Origin of the sequence: Streptomyces sp. NPDC001634 (assembly GCF_040298185.1) — a bacterium.
GTDB lineage: Bacteria > Actinomycetota > Actinomycetes > Streptomycetales > Streptomycetaceae > Streptomyces.
Map to the genome: position 1 here is coordinate 22,059 of NZ_JBEOZU010000006.1, position 22,255 is coordinate 44,313.

The 22,255-nt window shown below is 70.0% G+C and carries 20 protein-coding genes; 9 read left to right on the top strand and 11 right to left on the bottom strand.

All coding sequences use genetic code 11. The annotated features are described in order from the left end of the window. The first annotated feature begins 118 nt into the window (after positions 1 to 118). Positions 119 to 760 carry a TetR/AcrR family transcriptional regulator gene (locus ABT186_RS05460; RefSeq protein WP_351228824.1) on the top strand — a complete coding sequence of 214 codons (642 nt, stop codon included), beginning with the start codon at positions 119 to 121 and terminating at the stop codon, positions 758 to 760. 10 nt (positions 761 to 770) lie between these two features. On the opposite strand, the gene ABT186_RS05465 is transcribed toward ABT186_RS05460, so the two are convergent. Continuing rightward, positions 771 to 1,745, bottom strand: a complete 975-nt coding sequence (locus ABT186_RS05465) for a helix-turn-helix transcriptional regulator (RefSeq protein ID WP_351228816.1) — start codon at positions 1,743 to 1,745, stop codon at positions 771 to 773. A gap of 62 nt (positions 1,746 to 1,807) precedes the next feature. Between ABT186_RS05465 and ABT186_RS05470 the strand changes: the two genes are divergently transcribed. The 5 genes from ABT186_RS05470 (at position 1,808) to ABT186_RS05490 (ending at position 8,042) form a co-directional block, all read left to right on the top strand. After that, the gene (locus tag ABT186_RS05470; protein ID WP_351228818.1) at positions 1,808 to 3,322 is read left to right on the top strand and encodes an MFS transporter; all 1,515 of its coding nucleotides are present in this window, start codon (positions 1,808 to 1,810) and stop codon (positions 3,320 to 3,322) included. Positions 3,323 to 3,555: 233 nt separating this feature from the next. Next, the gene (locus tag ABT186_RS05475) at positions 3,556 to 4,317 is read left to right on the top strand and encodes a DeoR/GlpR family DNA-binding transcription regulator (RefSeq protein WP_351228826.1); all 762 of its coding nucleotides are present in this window, start codon (positions 3,556 to 3,558) and stop codon (positions 4,315 to 4,317) included. Next, positions 4,314 to 5,267 carry a 1-phosphofructokinase gene (gene pfkB, locus ABT186_RS05480; protein ID WP_351228820.1) on the top strand — a complete coding sequence of 318 codons (954 nt, stop codon included), beginning with the start codon at positions 4,314 to 4,316 and terminating at the stop codon, positions 5,265 to 5,267. Before ABT186_RS05475 ends, pfkB begins: the two co-directional genes overlap by 4 nt. 211 nt (positions 5,268 to 5,478) lie before the next feature. Next, entirely contained in the window at positions 5,479 to 7,578 is a 2,100-nt protein-coding gene (locus ABT186_RS05485; RefSeq protein WP_351923710.1) for a PTS fructose transporter subunit IIABC, read from the top strand. A gap of 206 nt (positions 7,579 to 7,784) precedes the next feature. Further along, positions 7,785 to 8,042 (top strand): hypothetical protein, encoded by a 258-nt coding sequence (locus ABT186_RS05490; RefSeq protein ID WP_351235889.1) that lies wholly within the window; start codon positions 7,785 to 7,787, stop codon positions 8,040 to 8,042. Positions 8,043 to 8,084: 42 nt separating this feature from the next. Here the strand turns inward: ABT186_RS05490 and ABT186_RS05495 are convergent, their stop codons facing one another. The 3 genes from ABT186_RS05495 to ABT186_RS05505 all read right to left on the bottom strand — a co-directional run bounded on the left by ABT186_RS05495 (position 8,085) and on the right by ABT186_RS05505 (position 11,400). Beyond that, positions 8,085 to 8,834 carry a DUF6227 family protein gene (locus ABT186_RS05495; protein ID WP_351923712.1) on the bottom strand — a complete coding sequence of 250 codons (750 nt, stop codon included), beginning with the start codon at positions 8,832 to 8,834 and terminating at the stop codon, positions 8,085 to 8,087. Positions 8,835 to 8,991: 157 nt separating this feature from the next. Continuing rightward, positions 8,992 to 10,221, bottom strand: a complete 1,230-nt coding sequence (locus tag ABT186_RS05500) for a L,D-transpeptidase (protein ID WP_351235893.1) — start codon at positions 10,219 to 10,221, stop codon at positions 8,992 to 8,994. A 150-nt stretch (positions 10,222 to 10,371) separates the two neighbouring features. Further along, positions 10,372 to 11,400: a P1 family peptidase gene (locus ABT186_RS05505; RefSeq protein ID WP_351235895.1), complete on the bottom strand. Its 1,029-nt coding sequence runs from the start codon at positions 11,398 to 11,400 to the stop codon at positions 10,372 to 10,374. 95 nt (positions 11,401 to 11,495) lie between these two features. On the opposite strand from ABT186_RS05505, the gene ABT186_RS05510 reads away from it, so the two are divergent. Next, complete coding sequence (locus tag ABT186_RS05510) at positions 11,496 to 11,690, top strand: hypothetical protein (protein WP_351235897.1); 195 nt, start codon at positions 11,496 to 11,498, stop codon at positions 11,688 to 11,690. Between the two features lie 83 nt (positions 11,691 to 11,773). On the opposite strand, the gene mscL is transcribed toward ABT186_RS05510, so the two are convergent. The 6 genes from mscL to ABT186_RS05540 form a co-directional block, all read right to left on the bottom strand. After that, positions 11,774 to 12,244: a large conductance mechanosensitive channel protein MscL gene (mscL, locus tag ABT186_RS05515; protein ID WP_351235899.1), complete on the bottom strand. Its 471-nt coding sequence runs from the start codon at positions 12,242 to 12,244 to the stop codon at positions 11,774 to 11,776. Between the two features lie 135 nt (positions 12,245 to 12,379). Further along, positions 12,380 to 12,850, bottom strand: a complete 471-nt coding sequence (locus ABT186_RS05520; protein WP_502973141.1) for a hypothetical protein — start codon at positions 12,848 to 12,850, stop codon at positions 12,380 to 12,382. 275 nt (positions 12,851 to 13,125) lie between these two features. Further along, the gene (locus tag ABT186_RS05525) at positions 13,126 to 13,959 is read right to left on the bottom strand and encodes an S-methyl-5'-thioadenosine phosphorylase (RefSeq protein ID WP_351235903.1); all 834 of its coding nucleotides are present in this window, start codon (positions 13,957 to 13,959) and stop codon (positions 13,126 to 13,128) included. A 75-nt stretch (positions 13,960 to 14,034) separates the two neighbouring features. Beyond that, a complete protein-coding gene (locus ABT186_RS05530; protein WP_351235905.1) occupies positions 14,035 to 14,346 on the bottom strand; it encodes an FmdB family zinc ribbon protein in 312 nt (103 codons plus the stop codon). Positions 14,347 to 14,414: 68 nt separating this feature from the next. Then, positions 14,415 to 15,686 (bottom strand): MFS transporter, encoded by a 1,272-nt coding sequence (locus tag ABT186_RS05535; protein WP_351923716.1) that lies wholly within the window; start codon positions 15,684 to 15,686, stop codon positions 14,415 to 14,417. 275 nt (positions 15,687 to 15,961) lie between these two features. Then, entirely contained in the window at positions 15,962 to 17,494 is a 1,533-nt protein-coding gene (locus tag ABT186_RS05540; protein ID WP_351235909.1) for a potassium/proton antiporter, read from the bottom strand. Positions 17,495 to 17,751: 257 nt separating this feature from the next. On the opposite strand from ABT186_RS05540, the gene ABT186_RS05545 reads away from it, so the two are divergent. After that, the gene (locus tag ABT186_RS05545; RefSeq protein ID WP_351923718.1) at positions 17,752 to 20,538 is read left to right on the top strand and encodes a penicillin acylase family protein; all 2,787 of its coding nucleotides are present in this window, start codon (positions 17,752 to 17,754) and stop codon (positions 20,536 to 20,538) included. Positions 20,539 to 20,623: 85 nt separating this feature from the next. On the opposite strand, the gene ABT186_RS05550 is transcribed toward ABT186_RS05545, so the two are convergent. Continuing rightward, positions 20,624 to 21,217, bottom strand: a complete 594-nt coding sequence (locus ABT186_RS05550) for a 5-formyltetrahydrofolate cyclo-ligase (RefSeq protein ID WP_502973144.1) — start codon at positions 21,215 to 21,217, stop codon at positions 20,624 to 20,626. 132 nt (positions 21,218 to 21,349) lie between these two features. Here ABT186_RS05550 and galU point away from each other — a divergent pair, with 132 nt between their 5' ends. After that, the gene (gene galU, locus ABT186_RS05555; RefSeq protein WP_351234052.1) at positions 21,350 to 22,252 is read left to right on the top strand and encodes a UTP--glucose-1-phosphate uridylyltransferase GalU; all 903 of its coding nucleotides are present in this window, start codon (positions 21,350 to 21,352) and stop codon (positions 22,250 to 22,252) included. The last annotated feature ends 3 nt before the right edge of the window (positions 22,253 to 22,255 follow it).

Sequence of the window (22,255 nt, forward strand, 5' to 3'; positions counted from 1 at the left end):
ACGTGATGCGTCCATGAACGAACGTGACGCGTCCGCGAACGAACCTCACGCATCCCTGAGCGAACGTGACAGGTCCTCGAACGAACGTGGAACGTCCGCGAACGACGTCAGCGCATCCATGAACGAACGCGGCACCTCCCTGACCGAGCGCCGTAAGGCAGCGACCCGCATGGAGATCGCCCGTGCCGCCGCGAAGCTCTTCATGGCGAACGGCCTGCGGGCCACCCGGGCCGAGGACATCGCCCGTGCCGCGGGGGTCGCCCCGCGCACCTTCTACCGCTACTTCGCTACCAAGGAGGAGGCGCTCGCCCCGCTGTTCACGGCGGGTGCCCACAGGTGGGCGGAGGCCGTCCGGGACGCCCCCGACGATCTCCCCGTCGCCGCCGCCCTGCACCACGCGGCGGTCAGCACGCTGACCCCCGGTGTCGGCGTCTCCGCGACATCCCTGGAGTGGGTCCGCGCCCTTCTTCGTCTCATCGACACCAACCCCGCGCTCACCAAGGTCTGGGCGGAGATCTGCCGTGCGGCGGAACAGGAGCTGGCCGAGGTGATGGCCGTACGGATGGGGGCTGGTGACGGAGCGTCGGCACAGATCGCCCCGGACCTCCGTTTCGCCGCCGCCGTCGCCAGTGCCGCCGTCCGCGTGGCCATGGAGAGCTGGGCCACGGGCGACGAACCGGCCGGCGGTCCGCAAGGGCCGGCCGCTCTCGCCGTACGCAACCTCGAAGCCCTGCGGGACTTCGTGTGGAAGAGCGGCTGAGCCGGGCCCCTCAGAGCTCTCGTGCGTCCGCCGCCCGTGTCATACGTGCCCCCAAGTCCCGTACGCACGCGACCAGTTCGGACGGACGGTGCACCGTGAACTCGCAGTCGACCAGGGCGAGCCGCACCGCCAGCCACTCCACGGAGTCGCTCACCGCGCCACGCAGCCGGCAGCTGTCCTCGCCGAGCGGCTCGGGCGCGTCGAACCACCGGGGCAGACGCGCCGCGACAAAGTCCGCGGGCGCGGCGAAGGTCGCCTCGAACTCGTAGGTCTCCTGCCGCTGGTACATCGACCGGCGCAGATACTCCGCCGCGTTGCCCGCCGGCAGCTCCCTCGGTGCGAACCGCGCGCCCGTCGCGAACGGCTCGGTGACCCGGTCGACCCGGAACGTACGCCAGTCCTCGCGCTCCAGGTCGTATGCGACGAGGTACCAGCGGCGTCCGGTCGACACCAGCCGGTACGGCTCTGTGAGGCGCCGTGAGGGTGTTCCGTCCCCGGAGCGGTACGCGAACCGCAGCCGCTCGTGGCCCGCGATCGTCGAGGCCATCACGGTCAGTGTCTCGGGCGCGATGCTCGCCCCGTCGCCACTGGTGAGGGGGGTGGTGGCGGCCTGGAGCGTGGACACGCGGTGGCGCAGCCGGCTCGGCAGCACCTGTTCCAGCTTGGCCAGGGCCCGTACGGACGCCTCGTCCACGCCCTCGACCGCGTGCCCGGCGCCGGCGCGCAGCCCGACCGCGATCGCCACGGCCTCCTCGTCGTCGAGCACGAGCGGCGGCATGGCCTTCCCGGCGACCAGCCGGTACCCGCCGTCGGCCCCCTTGCTGGCCTGGACCGGATAGCCGATCTCGCGCAGCCGGTCGATGTCCCGCCGGACCGTGCGCCGGGACACTCCGAGCCGCTCGGCGAGCTCGCCGCCCGGCCATTCGCGCGGGGTCTGGAGCAGAGAGAGCAGCTGGAGGAGCCGAGCCGGAGTGTCGGTCGTCATGAGTTCGAGGATGCCTGAGAACTAGGACGTGATCTGACCTAATGCACTCCTAATGTCGAAGCATGACCTCCACCGAGACCACTCTCAGCAGCAGCCCTGCGGGCGCGGGCGACCGCCGTCGCTGGTTCGCCCTCGCCATCGTGATGACCGCCGCCTTCATGGACCTGGTGGACGTCACGATCGTCAACATCGCGATCCCGTCGATCCAGCGGGACGCGGGTGCGTCGTTCAGCCAGATCCAGTGGATCACCGCGGGTTATGCGCTCGCCTTCGCCGCCGGGCTCATCACCGGCGGCCGGCTCGGCGACATCCACGGCCGCAAGCGTCTGTTCCTCATCGGCATAGGCGGTTTCACGCTCGCCTCGGCCCTGTGCGGCTTCGCCGCGAATCCGGAGATGCTCGTCGCCTCGCGGATCCTGCAGGGTGCGATGGCCGCGATGATGGTGCCGCAGGTGCTGTCGATCGTGCACGCCACCTTCCCGGCGCACGAGCGGGGCAAGGTCTTCGGCCTGTTCGGCGCGATCGTCGGGCTCGGGGCCGTCTCCGGTCCGCTGCTGGGCGCACTGCTCACCGAGTGGAACCTGTTCGGCCTCGAATGGCGGCCCATCTTCCTCATCAACCTGCCGGTCGGCATCGCGGCCTTCGCCCTGGGCCGTCGCTTCATCAGGGAGTCGAAGGCGCCGCGGGCCCTGCGTCTCGACCTCGTCGGCGTCGCCCTGGTCACCCTCGGTCTGCTGATGCTGCTCTACCCGCTCACCCGTGGCCGCGAGCTGGGCTGGCCGCTGTGGGGGTACGCGTCGATGGCGGGCGCGCTCGTCGTCTTCGCGGCGCTGGTGGCGTACGAGAAGCGGAAGACCGCGCGCGACGGTTCCCCGCTCGTCGAGTTGTCTCTCTTCCGGGTGAAGAGCTTCGCGGCGGGCATCGCGGTGCAGACGGTGTTCGGTGTCGGCCTCGGCATCTTCTTCCTGGTCTGGACGCTGTACATGCAGGTCGGGCTGGGCTGGAGCGCGCTGCGGGCCGGGCTGACGGGCGTGCCGTTCTCGATCGCGGTCTCGACGGCGGCCGGGATGTCCGTGCAGAAGCTGGTACCGCGCTTCGGCCGCAAGGTGCTCCAGGCGGGCGCGCTGGTGATGGCGGCGGGCGTCCTCCTCTACATCTGGGAGTCCCACCGGTACGGCCTGGCCATCGCCTCCTGGCAGATGGCGCTGCCGCTGGTGGTCATGGGCGCCGGTATGGGCCTGATCGTCGCCCCGCTGACGGACGCGGTTCTCTCCGAGGTGCCGAAGGAGCACTCCGGCTCGGCATCCGGCCTGATCAACACGGTGCAGCAGATGGGCAACGCGCTGGGCCTCGGGCTCGTGTCGGTGGTCTTCTTCGGCGAGATCGGCGACCGGCTGACCCCGCGGCAGGTGGGCCCGGCCTTCGTGCACGCCTTCCAGCACGCGCTGGGCTGGGTCGTGGCGGTGATGGCGGTGATCTTCCTGCTGATGTTCGCCCTGCCGAAGCGGCCGGCCCAGCATGTGGAGGGTTCGGAGAACGAGGCGGAGGCGGTCGAGGAGCCGGTGCTCGTTTCCTGAGCCGTGCCCTTGTCCTGAGCGGTAGGTCGGTGGCGCCCGGCGGGTCGCGTTCTGCGCGACAACTGCCGGGCGCCGCCGCGTGTGGGGCATGGGACATGCACGTTCTTCGCCCGCCGCAGGATCGATGCCCGTTTGTGTCCGGACCCCCGCCCGAACCTGTTTACTTTTCGGAAATCCGGTCGTAGCCTCCTAGTGAAACCACACGTTCGGGCATGACTCGGAGGCGAACGGACATGTACGCACCGGAGCGGCAGCAGGAGATTCTCCGGCTTGCCCGTGACGGCGGCAGGGTGGACGTGATCTCGCTGGCCGAGGAGTTCCAGGTCACGGCGGAGACGATCCGCCGCGATCTCAAGGCCCTCGACCGCGCCGGCCTCGTGCGCCGGGTGCACGGCGGTGCCATTCCCGTTGGACGCCTGGACTTCGAGCCGGACCTCGCGGAGCGGGAGTCCACCGCGGCCGACGAGAAGGACCGGATAGCGAAGGCGGCGCTTGCGGAGCTGCCGAGTGAGGGGACGATGATCCTCGACGCCGGCTCCACCGTCGCCCGACTTGCGGGGGCCATCCCTCTGGACGCCACGCTCACCGTCGTCACCCACAGCCTGCCCACCGCGGCCCGCCTCGCGGATCACCCGGGGATCCAGCTCCATCTGGTCGGGGGACGCGTGCGGCACCGTACGCGCGCGGCCGTGGACGCCTGGGCGCTGCGCGCGTACGGCGAGATCCGTGCCGATGTCATGTTCATCGCCGCCAACGGCTTCTCCGCCGACCACGGACTGACCACGCCCGACCTCGCCGAGGCCGCCGTCAAGCGCGCCGCGATCCAGGCCGCGCGCCGGGTGGTGCTGCTCGCCGACTCCTCCAAGCACGGCCAGGAGCACTTCGCCCGCTTCGGCGACCTCGGCGATGTGGACCTGCTGATCACCGACAGCGGGCTGAGCCCCGAGGACGCGGCCGCGATCGAGCGCGGTGGCACGGAAGTGGTGCGCGCATGATTCTCACCGTCACCCCGAACCCCTCCCTCGACCGCACCTACGAGGTCCCGTCCCTCGACCGCGGCGAGGTCATCCGGGCCACCGGCGAACGCATGGACCCGGGTGGCAAGGGTGTGAACGTCTCGCGCGCGGTCGCGGCGGCCGGGCAGCGCACGGTCGCCGTGCTGCCCCTGGGCGGTGCGCCGGGCGCGCTCGTCGCCAATCTGCTCCACGCCCAGGGCATCGACGTCGCCGCGGTCCCGATCACCGGAGCCACCCGCTCCAACATCGCCGTCGCCGAGCCCGACGGAACGCTCACCAAGATCAACGCGCCCGGCCCGGAACTCTCCGCCGCCGAGGCCGAACTCCTCCTGGAGGCGGTCCGCGAGCAGTACCGCGCCGCCGACACCACCTGGATCACCTGCTGCGGCAGCCTTCCGCGCGGCCTCGCCCCGTCCTGGTACGCCGATCTGGTCGCCCGCGCCCACGCGGCGGGCGCCCGGATCGCGCTCGACACCTCGGGGCCCGCGCTGATCGAGGCGCTGCGCGAGCGCCCGGACGTGGTGAAGCCGAACGCCGAGGAGCTCGCGGAGGCCGTGGGGCGCCCCCTGGCCACCGTGGGCGACGCGGTCAAGGCGGCCGAGGAGCTTCGGGAGATGGGCGCGGGCGCCGTGCTCGCGAGCCTCGGCGCTGACGGACAGTTGCTCGTGGACGGCGCCGGCACGTGGTTCGGCAGCGCCCGCGTCGATGTCGTACGCTCCAACGTCGGCGCCGGTGACTCCTCCCTCGCCGGTTTCCTGATCGCGGGCGGCGGTGGGCCGGAGGCCCTGGCCTCGGCCGTCGCTCACGGTGCCGCGGCCGTTCAGCTGCCCGGCAGCGTGATGCCGACCCCGGCCGACCTCGACCTCGCCGCCGTGACGGTCACGGCAGGGGTACCCGTGGACCGCGTTCTGACGGAGCCGGTGTCATGAACGTTCTGACCTCCACGACCACGCAACCGTCCCTCGAGCGGCGAGGCTCCCCGTTACTCGCCGCAACCGGGAGGCAGGGCACCCTGAGCCGCCCTGCCGCCCAGCGGAGGCGGGGTTCCCCCGGCCCCGCCTCCGCCACCCCCCACAGGACCCCCGTCCCCACCACCGCCCACGAATCCCCCCGGGCGATACGCGTGCGAAGGAGCCCGCGATGAGCGAGATGATCACCGCGGACCTGGTCGACCTCGACCTGTCCGCCGACACCAAGGAAGCGGCGGCGCGTGCCCTCGCCGAGCGGATGGTGGCCCAGGGCCGGGTGACCGACCTGGACGGCTTCCTCGCCGACGTCGCGGCGCGCGAGGCGCAGATGCCGACCGGCCTCGACGGCGGCATCGGCATCCCGCACTGCCGCAGCGAGCACGTCACCGAGCCGACGCTCGCCTTCGGGCGCAGCGCGCAGGGCATCGACTTCGGCGCCCCGGACGGCCCGGCCGACCTGATCTTCCTGATCGCCGCCCCGGCGGGCGCGGACGACGCGCACCTCACGATCCTGTCGTCCCTGGCTCGTCAGCTGATGAACGCCGAGTTCACGTCCGCGCTGCGGGCCGTGGGCGAGCCGGCGGCCGCGGCCGCTCTCATCCGCGGGGAAGAGGCCCCGGCGGAGGGCGGCTCCGAGGACTCCGCGGTGGCGCCGGCCGGAAAGGCCTCCTCCGGCGCCACCGCGGACGGAACGGCCCCGGTGCCGGGTGCGCGCGTCGAGGACGCGGCTGCCCCGGCTCCGGGCGCCCCCGGTGCCCCGGCCGAGCGTCAGTTCCGTATCGTCGCCGTCACCTCCTGCCCCACCGGCATCGCGCACACCTACATGGCCGCCGAATCGCTGGAGAACGCGGGCCGTGAGGCGGGCATCGAGGTCGTCGTCGAGACGCAGGGCTCGGCCGGCTTCACCCGGCTCGACCCGGCCGTCATCGAGGCCGCCGACGGCGTGATCTTCGCCCACGACGTGCCCGTGCGGGACAAGGACCGCTTCGCCGGCAAGCCGACCGTCGACGTCGGTGTGAAGGCGGGCATCAACCGCCCCGCCGAGCTGATCGCCGAGGTGCGCGACAAGGCCGCGCGCGGCGAGGTCACCGCGGCGGCCGCCCCGGGGACGGGGACGCCGGTGGAGCGTGCCGGTGACGCCGGCGAGGGCTACGGCACCAAGCTGCGCAAGTGGCTGATGTCCGGCGTGAGTTACATGGTTCCGTTCGTCGCCGCCGGCGGTCTGCTCATCGCCCTCGGCTTCGCGATCGGCGGCTACAAGATCAACAAGGCGCCGTCGGTCATGGACCACTTCGTGTGGACCCAGGCGGACAGCTGGGCCGCGCTGATGTTCCAGATCGGCGTGGTGTCCTTCGGCTTCCTCGTTCCGGTCCTGGCCGGCTACATCGCCTACGGCATGGCGGACCGCCCAGGTCTCGTGCCCGGCTTCGTCGGCGGCTCGATCGCCCTGACCATCAACGCGGGCTTCCTCGGCGGTCTGGTGGCCGGTCTCCTCGCCGGTGGTGTGGTGCTGGGGATCCAGAAGGTCAAGATCCCTCCGACCCTGCGCGGCATCATGCCGGTGGTGGTGATCCCGCTGATCTCGGCGGCGGTCGTCGGATTCCTGATGTTCGTCGTCGTCGGAAAGCCCATCGCGTCCGCGCAGAAGGGCCTGACCGACTGGCTGAACGGCCTCACCGGCACCAACGCCGTCCTGCTCGGCGCGCTGCTCGGCCTGATGATGTGCTTCGACCTCGGCGGCCCGGTCAACAAGGTCGCCTACACCTTCGCCACCGCCGGTATCGCGGTCTCCAACCCGAGCGACTCCGCGATGAAGATCATGGCCGCGGTGATGGCCGCCGGCATGGTTCCGCCGTTGGCGATGGCGCTGGCCACGACCGTGCGCGGCAAGCTCTTCACGCAGACCGAGCGTGAGAACGGCAAGGCCGCATGGGTGCTGGGTGCCTCCTTCATCTCCGAGGGCGCGATTCCGTTCGCGGCGGCCGACCCGCTGCGGGTCATCCCCTCGTCGATGGTCGGCGGCGCGATCACCGGTGCCCTGTCGATGGCCTTCGGCGCCACCCTGCGCGCCCCGCACGGCGGCATCTTCGTGGTCCCGCTGATCGGCAACCCGTTCCTCTACCTGATCGCCCTCGTCGTCGGCGTGTGTGTGAGCACGGCCCTGGTGGTGGTCCTGAAGGGCATGCGCAAGCAGAACCCGGAGGCCGCGAAGGATGCGGCGGGGGCGCCGATATCGGCCCGGGGTGACTCCAAGCAGCCGGTCGCTGCCTGATCGGGCTCCTCACCGCAACGTCTGTCGGCCGCAACCCCGCTCGGAGGGGTTGCGGCCGACACGCGTATCCGCAGCTCGATCATCTGCCCGGGTCGGTCTCCCATGCCCCATTACGGCATCTCTGAACCCTTCACGGTGCTCGTCGGATCTGCGATATGCGTCACGGTCCAGGGCTAAAGGCCCGGATCGTGGTGTCTACTTGGGGCATGCCTGCGCACGTGTCGATCCTCCAGCTGTTGGGTGTTCCCGTACTCGCCCTGATCACCGCTGCCTGGATCGTCTACGTGGGACGCGTTGTGCAACGCCGCCGTATCGAGGACGCGGTACGGCGCCACAGCAGGTTGCTCAGGGCCCTGCCCCACCAGCCGCGGACGGGCCCGGAGCTGGAGTCCGTCGAACTCACCCCGGCCGAACGGGACGCCTTCGCAGGCCTTGTACGGCGGTTCGGCGAGGGCCGTTCCTGACGCCGGAGGCGGCGACGGCACTTCGGCCCTGGCTCCGCAGTGTCAGCCGAGCGTTGCCGCGCGCCGTTCCATGGCCTCCCGGGCCGCCTCCTCCGTCGCGTACACCTCGCACATGTGCCGGCCGTCCGGAGTCGCCGTGTGCTCGACCTCCCACAGGGACAGCTCCCGGCCGTCGCGCAGCAGGAACGCGTGCTCGTAGAGCGAGAAGCACAGCCCGCCCTGACCGGCCCGGCACGGCCGTCCGAAGGCCTGCGTGATCTCGTGCGCAAAAGCCGAGTGCAGCAGTAACGTCGCCAGGTCCGCGCCCGGCCGGTCCGGGTTCTCCGCCCGGCGCAGCAGACGGCGAGCGTGGTCGGCCGAGTCGTCGGGCACATACGCGTGCCGGGGCTCGGGGACCGGCGACAGCTGCACCAGCACGGGCAGTTCGAAGTCGGGCGCGTCCGGCGGCAGCGGAAGCCGGGCCGTGGCGGCGCGCAGCTCCTCCTCGTCCACATACACCTCGTGTTCGAGGTGACCGCCCGCCGCGGTGTTGTGAACGAGCTCCCACAGCGTGACCGCCGAGCCGTCCGCGAGCAGCCATGTGTGCCGGTAGGTCTCCCGGTGCAGTCCCGCGCTGTGGTGCGCGGAGTGCAGCGAACTGTCGTACGCCAGCGCGCAGTCGAGCTGCCCTACCGTTTCGTCGGGCAGTTCGAAGGAGTTCAGGGCGCGGCCGAGGAGTCGCGCGAGGTGCTCCTCCGGAGGCTCGGGCGACTCGGGTGGCTCGTACGCTGCCGTCTCGTACGGAACGCTCAAGGCATCTCCCGGCGTTGCTGCATGTCACCTTGTGGGTGCATACCGTAGCCCCTCGGCCGGACATCATGTCCGGGAACCGAGAAAACGTACGGCGGGAAAACGCGCGGGCCGCGCCGGAAGTTCCCGCGCGGCCCGATCGAACGTCATTCTGCCCTGGTCAGACGGCACTTCCCGCGGTCCACTCGCTCCACGGCATGTTCCAGCCGTTGAGCCCGTTGTCCGGCGCGACCGTCTTGTCCGGGGAGTTCTTGACGATCACGACGTCCCCGATGAGCGAGTTGTCGTAGAACCACTTGGCGGTCGTGTCCCCCTGCGCCCCCTGAACGTCGGCGAGCCCGACGCAGCCGTGGCTGGTGCCCTCGCGCCCGAAGGGCGGGTTGCCCTTGTTGTACCAGTAGTTGCCATGGATGAACGTTCCCGAGGTCGTCAGACGCATCGCGTGCGGCACGTCCGGGATGTCGTACTCACCGCCCAGACCGACCGTCTGGCTGTTCATGCGCGTCTGCACGAACTTCTCGGAGATCACCATCTGCCCGTTGTACGTGGTGTGCTGCGCGCTGCCCGTCGAGACCGGGACCGTCTTGAAGGTCTTGCCGTCCCGCACGATCGTCATGGTCTGCGTGTTGGCGTCGACCGTGGAGACCTGCGAGCGGCCGATGGTGAACGTCACGGTCTTCTTCTGCACCCCGTAGACGCCGTTCGCGCCCTGGACCCCGTCCAGGTCGATCTTCATCGTGACCTTGGAGCCCGCCTTCCAGTACTCCTGGGGCCGGAAGTCCAGCCGCTGCGCATCGAACCAGTGCCCCACGACCTGCTGCCCGCTGCTGGAGGTCACCGTGATGTGCGACTGCACGGCCTTCTTGTCGCTGATCGCCTTGTCGAAGGTGAAGGACACCGGCATGCCGACACCGACCGTCGCCCCGTTGTCGGGCGTGTAGGTCCCGATGAAGCTGTTGGCCGAGGTGACCGTGGTGAAGATGGAGTTGGCGGCCGCGGTGCGGTTGGCCGAGTCCTTGGCGGTGGCGGAGATCTCGTACTTCGTCCCGCGCTCCAGCTGCTCCTTCGGCTTCCAGGACGTCCCGTCCGCCGACAGCTCACCCGGAACGGCCGTGCCCGTCCCCGCCACCGTCATCGTCACCTGGGTCAGCTTCCCGTCGCTGACCTTCACTCCGGTCGCGTTGATCGACGCGTCCGTCGAACCGTCCTTCGCGGAGATGGTGATCTTCGCGGTGGAGGTCTTGGCCGAGTTCTTGTCGTCCTTGTCGTCCTTGCCGTTCTTGTTGTCGGCAGTGGCGCTGCCGCCGCAGGCAGTGAGGGTCAGGGCGCCGACCATCAGGGCGGCACAGGCCCCCAGTACGCGCCGCGCTCGCATGTCCGGCGTTGTCACGGGCTTCTCCAGATCGTTGTGTGGTGCGTGGTCCGCTCGAGTACGTGGAGAAAGAGCAGGCGTCGCGAAAAGGGGTTCCCGCAGAACCGCGTTGAACGCCATCAGTGACATAACCGGGACAATCCAGGGAAGCCTGTGCGGAACCTGTGCCTACCGGCTCCCGTACAACTCCTCGTACGACGGCCACGTTCCACCCGGTCCGTCCACCGACTCGGCCGCGCGCACCGCCCGTACGATCGCACGCGTCACGAGGTCCGCGCCCGCCTCGAGTACCTCGTTGAGCGCCAAGGGGCTTGTGGAGGCGAGCGGACGCGCGCCGGTCGCCAGGGCAAACACCGTGTCCCCGTCGTTGAGCAGATGCACCGGCCGCACGGCGCGCGCGATGCCGTCGTGCGCCACACCCGCGAGCTTCTGCGCCTGCGCCTTGGTGAGATCGGCGTCGGTCCCCACGACCGCGACGGTCGTGTTCAGCGGGGGGTGCGGGATCTTCGCGGCGATCTCCGCGAGCCGCCGCTGCGCAGCCTCGTGCACATCGCGCGCCGGGTGGTCGACCCTGCCCTGGAGCATCTCCCCGTACAGGGCGCCGGTTGCCGGATCCACCGCCGAGCCCACCGCGTTGCACACGACCAGGGCCCCCACCGTGACACCCGAGTCGAGCACGGTGCTCGCGCTCCCGACGCCGCCCTTGAGAGATCCGGTCGTCGCTCCCGTGCCCGCGCCGACACAGCCTTCCGCCACGGGTGCGCCCGGCTCGCTCGCGGCGGCCGCCTCGACCGCCGCCCGGCCGACGGCCGCATCCGGCCGGGCCCTGAAGTCGCCGCCGCGTCCCAGATCGAAGATGCAGGCGGCGGGCACGACCGGCACCACCTGCGTCGGCCCGGGGCCGACCCGCACCCCGCGCCCGCGCTCCTCCAGCCAGGCCATCACGCCCGACGCCGAGTCGAGTCCGTACGCGCTGCCGCCCGTCAGGACCACCGCCTCGACCCTCTGCACCAGGTTGCGCGGATCGAGCGCGTCGGTCTCCTTCGTGCCGGGCCCGCCGCCGCGCACGTCCACGGACGCGACCGCGCCACCCTCGGGGGCCAGGACGACCGTGGTGCCGGTGAGCCAGCCGTCCCCGATCCGCGTGGCATGACCCACCCGCAGGCCCGTCACATCTGTCAGAGCGTCAACTGTCATGGGGCCATGATCCTTCGCCACCCGTCGGTCGTGACCTCACGTGCGATGAATTCGAGCCGTCCGTGTCACCGCCGACGCCGACGTACGCTGGGGGTATGAGCAGCACCCCTGCCCGCGAGCCGCGCGACGCCAAGCCCGATCCCAAGGACGCCATCGTCTTCGACGACCCGCTGAGCCGGCAGTCCTCGGACGACACGGACCGGGGATGGGGCGAGGGGTCCGGACCGAGCGGCGACAGCGCCGCCGACCTGGCACGCTTCCTCGACGAGAAGCCGCCCCACCACCTGTGAGCACCTGCCCACCGTCTGTGCAGCCCCGCCGACTGTGAGCCCCGCGGACGGTGAGCCCCGCGGACGGTGAGCCCCGCGGTGGGCTACGGCCTGCCGGGACCCGAGTCGCGCTGCGCCACCAGGGCGTCGCGGATCTCCTTGAGCACCTCCAGTTCGGTCACCTCCATCACCTCGTGCGCGCCTTCCTTCCCCTTGCGGCGGGCTTCCTGCCGGGCCAGGAACTTGGACATCGGCAGAACCATCAGGAAGTAGACGACGGCCGCGGTGATCACGAAGTTGAGCGTGGAGCCGAGGACCGAGCCCCACAGGATGCGGACGCCCGTCGCACTGTCGCCGGTGCCCGTGCACGGAGCCTTGAGGCAGGAGCTGTAACTGTCCAGGCTCTTGGTGCCGAGTGCACCCACCACCGGGTTGATGATCCCCTTCACCACCGAGTTGACGATATTGGTGAACGCGGCGCCGATGACCACCGCGACTGCCAGGTCGACGACGTTTCCGCGCATCAGGAAGGCCTTGAAGCCCTGCCAGACGCCCGGGACCTTCTTCTCGCTCACCAGTGGGCCCCTCCTCGACTGCACAAGCTGTGGAACGAACAGCTCCGCAACCTACGGCAGGGGTACCCGCACCTGTCCACTCCTTCGCCCCCGGCAAGTGCTCCGGCTCCCGGGCGACGAGCTGCCCCTGCCTGCTCAGCACAGCGTCACCGCCAGCCGTGAGGAGGCGCCGGCACCTGCCAGGCGCGTGGCCGTGGTGCGCGGTACGGAGAGCACCACCAGCGCGCCGCTTTCTGCGGGGTCGACGTCCGGCACCCGCGAAACCCGCGCCCCGGCCGCGACCACCTGCGCGGGTCCGGTGCCTTCGGCAGCGATCACATCGACCCGGTCGCCCGGCCGAAGCAGCCGTACCGTCGCCCCGTCCGCGATCCGCACCGGCGCCGTCACCATCTCGACCGCGCGGTGCGGCCGTACGGACTCCGCCGCCGGCGGGTGTGCCGCGGCGTCCGGATGCCCCCGCGCCCCGTCGGAGCCGCGCGGCCCCGCCGTCACCAGCGCGACCGCGGTGACCGCCAGGCCCACGGCCACCGCCCGCCTCCGGTGCCGCACCAGACGCCGCAGCTGATGCAGCCCGCCGCGCACCCGCACGGGAGCGAAGTGCGGCACCGCACATGTCGGAGGCGTGTCCGCCCGTGACGCGAGGTCCGCCTCCGGCGGGCGTACGGAAGCTGCTGCATACGCGGGCGCCACGGAATGGGTCGGGGGCAACGGGCGTAGGGGAATGGAGAGCTGAGCCATGCTGATCACCACCTGCATCGCGAGATCGGGACGCGATCCACGATGAGGCTTCGCGGCGGAGCCCGCCGACGGCCGTGGACTACCGGCCGGTTGTGGACAACTCGCTCACCCGAACGGGACGTTCCGCCTGCCCGCGGTCAGGGTCAGGGCAGCTCGAACCCCGGATCCATCCCGCCCAGTGCCGTTGTGCACAGGCAGTCCCGCTTCTCGTTCGCCGGCAGTCCCGCCACCGCGTCGAACAGCACGCCGCGCAGCCGGTCCACGTTCGCCGCGAACACCTTCAGCACCTCGTCGTGCGAGACGCCCTCGCCGGTCTCGGCCCCCGCGTCGAGGTCGGTGACCAGGGTCAAGGACGTGTAGCAGAGCTCCAGTTCACGGGCGAGCGCCGCCTCCGGGTGGCCGGTCATGCCCACCACGGACCAGCCCTGTGCCTGGTGCCACAACGATTCGGCACGGGTGGAGAACCGCGGCCCCTCGACCACCACCAGCGTGCCGCCGTCCACCGGCTCCCAGCCCTGCCCGCGCGCCGCCTCCAGCGCGGCCCCGCGGCCGACGGGGCAGTAAGGGTCGGCGAGCGAGACGTGCACCACATTCGGCACGGTGCCGTCGGGCAGCGGCAGCCCGTCGAAGAACGTCTGCGTGCGGGCCTTGGTGCGGTCCACCAGCTGGTCGGGGACGAGCAGTGTGCCGGGACCGTACTCGGGGCGCAGCCCGCCCACCGCGCACGGGCCGAGCACCTGCCGTACACCGACGGAGCGCAGTGCCCACAGATTGGCGCGGTAGTTGATGCGGTGCGGCGGCAGATGGTGGCCGCGGCCGTGGCGGGGGAGGAAGGCGACCCGCCGGCCGGCTATCTCGCCGAGGAACAGGGAGTCGCTGGGTGCCCCGTACGGGGTGTCTACCTGGACCTCGGTCACGTCGTCGAGGAAGGAGTAGAAGCCCGAGCCGCCGATGACACCGATCTCTGCGTTCGCCATGACGAGCACAGTAGCTGGCTCCGGAAACACCGAGGACCCCGCCGTCGTACGACGGCAGGGTCCGGGCGAAGGGCCTTAAGCGGCGGAGCTGGAGGAAGTGCTCGTGGACGACGAGCTCGACGAACCGGACGAGCTCGACGAACCGGACGAGTCGGACGACGAGGAGGAGCTGGACGACTTCGACGACGCCGGGCTGCTGCTCGACGACGAGCCGCGGCTGTCGTTGCGGTAGAAGCCGGAGCCCTTGAAGACGATGCCGACGGCGGAGAACACCTTCTTGAGGCGGCCACCGCAGTTGGGGCACTCGGTCAGGGCGTCGTCGGTGAACTTCTGCACCGCCTCGAGGCCCTCGCCGCACTCGGTGCACTGGTACTGGTAGGTCGGCACTTGTCTTCCTCCTGGCACTCTGACTCGATGAGTGCTAACGACGGTCCATAGTGACGTATTCCTCGGGATCAGTCCACCGTCACCGGCGTGCGGTGACCGACGCCACGTGCGACGGTGCGGCCGTGCGAACGTGTCGCCAGCCGTGACCGGAGGGACACCAGGGTCACCAGTGCCAGCACGGTACCGGCCATCGGGACGAGGAAGCCGGCGCCGCCCCAGAGGCGGTCCTCCAGCTGCCCGGCCACCGTGACGGCGGCCGCCTGGCCGAGCGCGACCGCGCCGGTCAGCCAGGTGAAGGCCTCGGTGCGGGCACCGGCCGGGACCAGACCCTCGACCAGCGTGTAGCCGGTGATCAGCGCAGGCGCGATGCACATGCCCACCAGGAGGCCGAGGCCGGCCAGGGCGGCCACGGAGTGCGCGGTCCACAGGCCGGAGGCTGCCAGCGCGAGGCCCGTGTAGCCGATGACGAGACGGCGCTGGGGAGCGGACTTCCAGGCGACCGCGCCGCACACGATGCCCGAGAGCATGTTGCCGGCGGCGAAGACGCCGTACAGGACGCCGTTCAGGCCGGGCTCGCCGATCGACTCGCTGAACGCGGCGAGCGAGACCTGCATACCGCCGAAGACGGAGCCGATGCCCAGGAAGGTCACGACCAGCACACGCACCCCGGGGACGCGCAGCGCGGAAGCGTGCTCCACGCGCGCGTGCGTCACGGAGGCGACGGGCGGCTGCGTGCTCTTCTGCGCCGCGAACAGCACACCGCCGACCAGCGTCAGCGTCGCCTCGGTGAGCAGGCCCGCGGCCGGGGCCACGGTGGTGCACAGGGCCGTCGCCAGCAGCGGGCCGAGCACGAAGGTCAGCTCGTCGGTGACGGACTCGAAGGCAGCCGCCGTCGTCATCAGGGGCGAGTCCTGGAGCTTCACGCCCCAGCGGGCGCGCACCATGGGGCCGATCTGCGGCACCGAGGCGCCGGTCGGGACGGCCGCGGCGAACAGTGCCCACAGGGGCGCATGGGCCAGCGCGAGCGCTGTCAGGGACGCGGCCGACAGGGCGTGCACCAGGACGCCGGGGAGCAGCACGGCACGCTGGCCGTGGCGGTCGGCGAGACGGCCGCTGTACGGCGCGAACAGTGCCATGGAGACGCCGGTGGCCGCCGCGACGGCGCCCGCGGCCCCGTACGAGCCGGTCGTGTGCTGGACGAGCAGCACGATGGAGAGGGTGAGCATCGCGAACGGCTGACGCGCCGCGAAGCCGGGGAGCAGGAACGTCCAGGCGCCGCGGGTGCGCAGCAGCTGTGCGTAGCCCGGACGGGACGACTTCGAGGTGACCGTGGACGCCACGGCCCGTGCCTTTCTGCCGCCTGGTAGCGCGGTTCCTTTACCGGACCCGGGCGCCGAGAGCTGTCCTCTTGCGCGGACTGCGGTAGATGCCGGCGCCCACAGCTCAGGGCGTCCCGACCGCCATACGGTCGCGCCAGCTCTGCGTCAGGCAGAGTTGGTTCGATCAGGTGCGCCTTGATTGTACAGGGGCAAAGGGCCGGGACGCCTGTGAAACGGGGCACCATGTGTGCCTTCACCTGGGATTATCTGGGGTGTGAACCGTACGAAACGTGTCCTTAACGTCTGCCGGGCGTCCCGTTCCCGTTCGTTCCCAGCCACCCGGCCAGCTTGCCGCCCTGGCCTACGGCCCGCAGACGCTTCTCCGCCGCGTCGCGGACCTGGTCCGTGGCGACCACGAGGAGTTCGTCCCCGTGCCGCAGCACCGTCGTGGGCAGTGGCACAAACGATTTTCCGTCCCGGACGACGAGCGTGACCGCGGCCCCGGCCGGCAGCCGCAGCTCGTTGATCTCGACGCCGTGCATCCGCGAACCCTCGGGGATCGCGACGGACAGCAGATGTCCGCGCAGCCGCTCCAGGGGCGCCGACTCGATGCCGAGGTCGGCGGCCTCCGGGCCCTCGCCCAGGCGCAGTGTGCGCGCCACCCACGGCAGCGTCGGCCCCTGGACCAGGGTGTAGACGACGACCAGCACGAAGACGATGTTGAAGATGTGGCGGCTGGCGTCGACGCCGTTCACCATGGGGATCGTCGCCAGGATGATGGGCACCGCACCGCGCAGCCCGGCCCATGACATCAGTGTCTGTTCCTGCCATGGCAGCCGGAATGGCGTCAGGCTCACCACCACGCTCAGTGGGCGGGCCACCGCGGTCAGTACAAGGCCGATGACGAGGGCGGGCAGGACGTCGTCACCCAGATCGTGCGGGGTCACCAGCAGACCGAGCAGGACGAACATGCCGATCTGGGCGATCCAGCCGAGCCCCTCGGCGAAACCGCGCGTCGCGGGCCAGTGCGGCAGCTTCGCGTTGCCCAGCACCATCGATGCGAGGTAGACGGCGAGGAAGCCGCTGCCGTGCGCCAGCGCGCCGGCCGCGTAGGCCGTGACCGCGATGGCCATGACGGCGATCGGGTAGAGGCCGGAGGCGGGCAGTGCCACATGCCTGAGACCCCAGGAGCCGAGCCAGCCCACGGCGAGGCCGATGGCGGCGCCGATGGCGAGTTCCAGGAGTATCACGCCCAGCAGCACATACCAGTGCTCCACCGGGCCGGCCGTGGAGAACGCGACGACAAGGATGACCACCGGGGCGTCGTTGAAACCGGACTCGGCCTCGAGGACACCCGTCACGCGCGCGGGTAGGGGGACTCGCCGCAGCACCGAGAAGACCGCCGCAGCGTCGGTCGACGACACCACCGCTCCGATGATGAGTGACTGCCGCCACTCCAGACCGCTCAGGTAGTGCGCGCCGGCGGCTGTGACGCCGACGCTCACCGCGACGCCGACGAGCGCCATGGAGGAGGCCGCCGGGAGGACCGGTTTGATCTCTTTCCATTTCGTGCCGAGACCGCCCTCGGCCAGGATCACGACCAGGGCCGCGTAGCCGATGACCTGGGTCAGCTCGGCGTTGTTGAAGTGGATGCCGCCGATCCCGTCCTGGCCCATGGCGATGCCGATGCCCAGGTAGACGAGCAGGCTGGGGAGCCCGCTGCGCGACGAGATGCGAACCGCTGCCACCGCGATGAGCAGAACGAGCGAGCAGACGAGCAGGAGCTGGTTGAGGTGGTGGACAGTCAGCGGCCGTTCCCTTCTCGCCAATACGGGCGCCGCAGCGCGAACGCCTCGATCCGAGCATGTGAAGCCCGGTGCTGCCGCGGACTTCGGTACAACTACTTCATTAGCTTACCTAAGTCTTGACGGTTTCTTGACGCTTCAGGGCGCATGATCGAACTCCCGTCCGGGCCGGTTCCCGACTCCGCGTCAAGGCGGGCCGGGCCCTGCGCCTATGGTTGCTCCAGCGCTCAGTAGAAAGCACAGCCCGCCCTGCCGCTCGTGTTAGGACAGCAAGGACAGCGATGCCCCCCAACACCACCGCCTCTTCCGGCCAGAAGCCCGGCAAGTCCGGCAGGAAGAAGGGGCGCAGAGCCCGTCTGCTCTTGATCGTCCTGGTTCTGGCCCTCGTGGGAGGCTTCGGTTACGGCGGGTACTGGTCCGTCAGCACCGTGCGCGCCTCCTTCCCGCAGACCAGGGGTTCGATCACCCTCGAAGGACTGTCGGGCCCTGTCGACGTCAAGCGCGACGGCTACGGGATCCCGCAGATCTACGCGTCGTCCGACGAGGACCTGTTCATGGCGCAGGGCTACGTCCAGGCGCAGGACCGCTTCTACGAGATGGATGTGCGCCGCCACATGACGTCCGGGCGTCTGTCCGAGATGTTCGGCAAGAGCCAGGTCAAGAACGACGAGTTCCTGCGCACCCTGGGCTGGGACCGGGTGGCTCAGAAGGAGTACGACACCAAGCTGTCGGCCTCCACGAAGAAGTACCTCCAGGCGTACGCCAAGGGTGTCAACGCATATCTGAAGGGCAAGGACGGCAAGGACATCTCCCTGGAGTACGCGGCCCTGGGATTCACCAACGACTACAAGCCCGAGGCGTGGACCCCCGTCGACTCGGTCTCCTGGCTCAAGGCGATGGCCTGGGACCTGCGCGGCAACATGCAGGACGAGATCGATCGCTCCCTGATGACCAGCCGGCTCGGCCCGAAGCAGATCGCGGACCTGTACCCGGACTACCCGTACAGCCGCAACAAGCCGATCGTCCAGGAGGGCGAGTACCACACCGTCACCAAGACGTTCGAGCAGAGCGCCTCGACGGGCACGCAGTCCTCGACCGGGACCTCGACGTCGACCGGGGCCGCGACCTCCACCGGGGCCTCGTCGTCGACCGGGACCTCGGCCTCCTCGTCCCTGCAGAGCCAGCTCGCGGGCCTGACCAAGGTCCTGGACACCGTTCCGACGGCCGTCGGCGTGAACGGCAACGGCATCGGCTCCAACTCCTGGGTCGTCGACGGCAGGCACACCATCACCGGCAAGCCGTTGCTGGCGAACGACCCGCACCTGTCGGCCTCGCTGCCGTCCGTCTGGTACCAGATGGGCCTGCACTGCACAGCCGTCTCCAGCAAGTGCCAGTACGACGTCACCGGGTACACCTTCGCCGGTATGCCCGGTGTGATCATCGGACACAACCAGAACATCGCCTGGGGCATGACCAACTCCGGCGTCGACGTCACCGACCTCTACCTGGAGAAGCTGTCCGGCGACGGCTACCTGTTCGACGGCAAGGTGAAGCCGTTCACCACCCGCGTCGAGACGATCAAGGTCGCCGGGGCCGACCCCAAGCAGATCGTCGTCCGTGAGACGAACAACGGGCCCCTGCTGTCCGACCGCGACGACGAGCTCGTCAAGGTCGGCAAGAAGGCGACCGTCGACACCGCGGCGCCCGACCGCGGCGACGGCTACGCCATCGCGCTGCGCTGGACCGCACTGGACCCCAGCACCTCCATGGACGCCGTCTTCGCCATCGACAGGGCGTCGAACTGGAAGGAGTTCCGCACGGCGTCCCAGTCCTTCGACGTGCCGTCGCAGAACCTGATCTACGCCGACACCAAGGGCAACATCGGCTACCAGCTGCCCGGCAAGATCCCCACCCGAGCCTCCGGCGACGACGGTTCGCTCCCGGCGCCCGGCTGGGACTCCAAGTACCAGTGGACCGGGTACATCCCGAAGGCCGCCCTGCCGTACGAGTACAACCCGAAGCGCGGCTATATCGTCACCGCCAACCAGGCCGTGATCGACAAGGACAAGTACCCCTACACGCTCACCACGGACTGGGGCTACGGCACGCGCAGCCAGCGGATCACCGACCTGATCGAGTCGAAGATCAAGGGCGGCGGCAAGATCTCGACCGACGACATGCGGCAGATGCAGCTCGACAACAGCAGCGAGATCGCCAAGCTCCTGGTGCCCAAGCTGCTCAAGATCGATGTCGCCGACAAGCACGTCCGTGAGACGCAGAAGCTGCTGGAGGGCTGGGACTACACCCAGGACGCCGACTCGGCGGCGGCCGCCTACTTCAATGCCGTCTGGCGCAACATCCTCAAGCTCGCCTTCGGCAACAAGCTGCCCAAGGAGCTGCGGGTCGAGGGCCAGTGCCTGTGGGTCGAGCCGGCCGACAACACCGGGCCCGCGGACGCGGACCGGAAGGTGCGCGAATGCGGCGAGCGCGACGCGGACCAGGCGCAGCCGGACGGCGGCGACCGCTGGTTCGAGGTGGTGCGCAACATCATCGACGACGAGAGGAACGACTGGTGGCAGACGCCCAAGACGCGCACCCGGAAGGCCACCACGACGCGTGACGAGCTGTTCGCGCGCGCCATGGAGGACGCGCGCTGGGAGCTGACCGCCAAGCTCGGCAAGGACATCGACACCTGGAGCTGGGGCCGGCTGCACCGCCTGTTCCTGAAGAACCAGACGCTGGGCACCGACGGTCCCGGCTTCCTGCAGTACATGCTCAACCGCGGCCCCTGGAAGCTCGACGGTGGCGAGGCGACCGTGAACGCCACTGGCTGGAACGCGGCGGGCGGCTACGGCGTCGTCTGGGTGCCGTCGATGCGGATGGTGGTCAACCTGGACGACCTCGACAAGTCCAAGTGGATCAACCTCTCGGGTGCCTCCGGGCACGCCTACAGCGCCCACTACACCGACCAGACGGACAAGTGGGCCAATGGTGAGCTGCTGTCGTGGAGCTTCTCGAAGAGCGCGGTCGACAAGAGCACGACCGACACGCTGGTACTCAAACCCTGACGGTCGCCATCCGGTGAATCCGGCCACCGTTGGTGAAACCGCCCTCCACGCGCGCGTGGAGGGCGGTTTCACATGACAGGGGATTTCAGGGCCTGTGTGAAGGTCCGCCGAAGCGGCGCACGCCCGACGGCGTCACCACCGCGTGCACCGGACGGTCGTGCGCCTCTTCGGGAACGCGCTCGACGACCTCGGCGTCGTACAGGAGCACCACCAGCGCGGGGTCGGCACCCGCACGCTCCAGTCGGGCCAGTACGCGGTCGTACGAGCCTCCACCGCGTCCCAGGCGCATGCCGCGCGCGTCGACGGCCAGTCCGGGCAGCAGCACGGCGTCGGCCTGCTGGACGGCTTCGGGGCCGAGGCGCTCGCCCGCGGGCTCCTGAAGTGCCATCTTCCCGCCGTGCTGGATACGTACGAGAGAGCCGGGCCCGTCGTATGCGCCCCAGTCGAGGTCGTTGTCCGGCAGAAGCACCGGGAGCAGCACGCGCACGCCCCGCGCGCGCAGCGCGTCCAGGAGCACGAGGGTGCCGGGTTCGCTCCCCACGGAGACGTACGCCGCCACCGTGCCCGCGTCTGCAAGCTCGGGCAGCTCCAGTGCCCGCCGGGCGAGCACGGCCGCAGCTTCGCGCACGTCATCGGCCGTAAACGCGCTTCTCACCGCAAGGAACCCTCGCCGCAACATTCGCTTGTCAGGCTCGGTCTCGTCCTCCATGGGAACCACAGGTCAGGCCTTACCTTTCTCAATGCGCTCATATGAGAGCAAATTAATCAGGGCCACAGATTCCGCACATATCCACCGGTTATGGTTGCGGGCATGACTGAGTCTCACCCCAGGATCACCAAGGCTGTCATTCCCGCAGCAGGCCTTGGCACCCGGTTCCTGCCGGCCACCAAAGCCACCCCCAAAGAGATGCTGCCGGTCGTCGACAAGCCCGCGATCCAGTACGTGGTCGAGGAGGCTGTGTCCGCGGGGCTCGACGACGTCCTGATGGTCACCGGCCGCAACAAGCGTCCCCTCGAGGACCACTTCGACCGCAACTACGAGCTCGAGTCGGCCCTGGAGAAGAAGGGTGACGCGAAGCGGCTCGCGAAGGTCCGGGAGTCCAGTGACCTGGCCACCATGCACTACGTCCGCCAGGGCGACCCCAAGGGACTCGGTCACGCCGTTCTGTGCGCAGCCCCGCATGTCGGCCACGAGCCCTTCGCCGTCCTCCTCGGCGACGACCTGATCGACCCGCGTGACCCGCTGCTGGCCCGTATGGTCGACGTCCAGGAGCAGTCCGGCGGCAGCGTCATCGCGCTCATGGAGGTCGCTCCGGAGCAGATCCACCTCTACGGGTGTGCGGCCGTCGAGCCCACCGAGAACGGTGACGTCGTCAGGGTGACCGGCCTGGTGGAGAAGCCCGACCCGGCCGACGCGCCGTCGAACTACGCGGTCATCGGCCGCTATGTCCTCGACCCGAACATCTTCGACATACTGCGCAAGACGGAGCCCGGCCGCGGCGGCGAGATCCAGCTCACCGACGCCCTCCAGCAGCTCGCCGAGGACGAGAAGGTCGGCGGCCCCGTGCACGGCGTGGTCTTCAAGGGCCGCCGTTATGACACCGGCGACCGTGGCGACTACCTGCGTGCCATTGTCAGACTCGCATGCGAACGTGAAGACCTGGGCCCGGACTTCCGGACCTGGCTTCGCAGTTACGTAGCCGAGGAGATGTAGCGA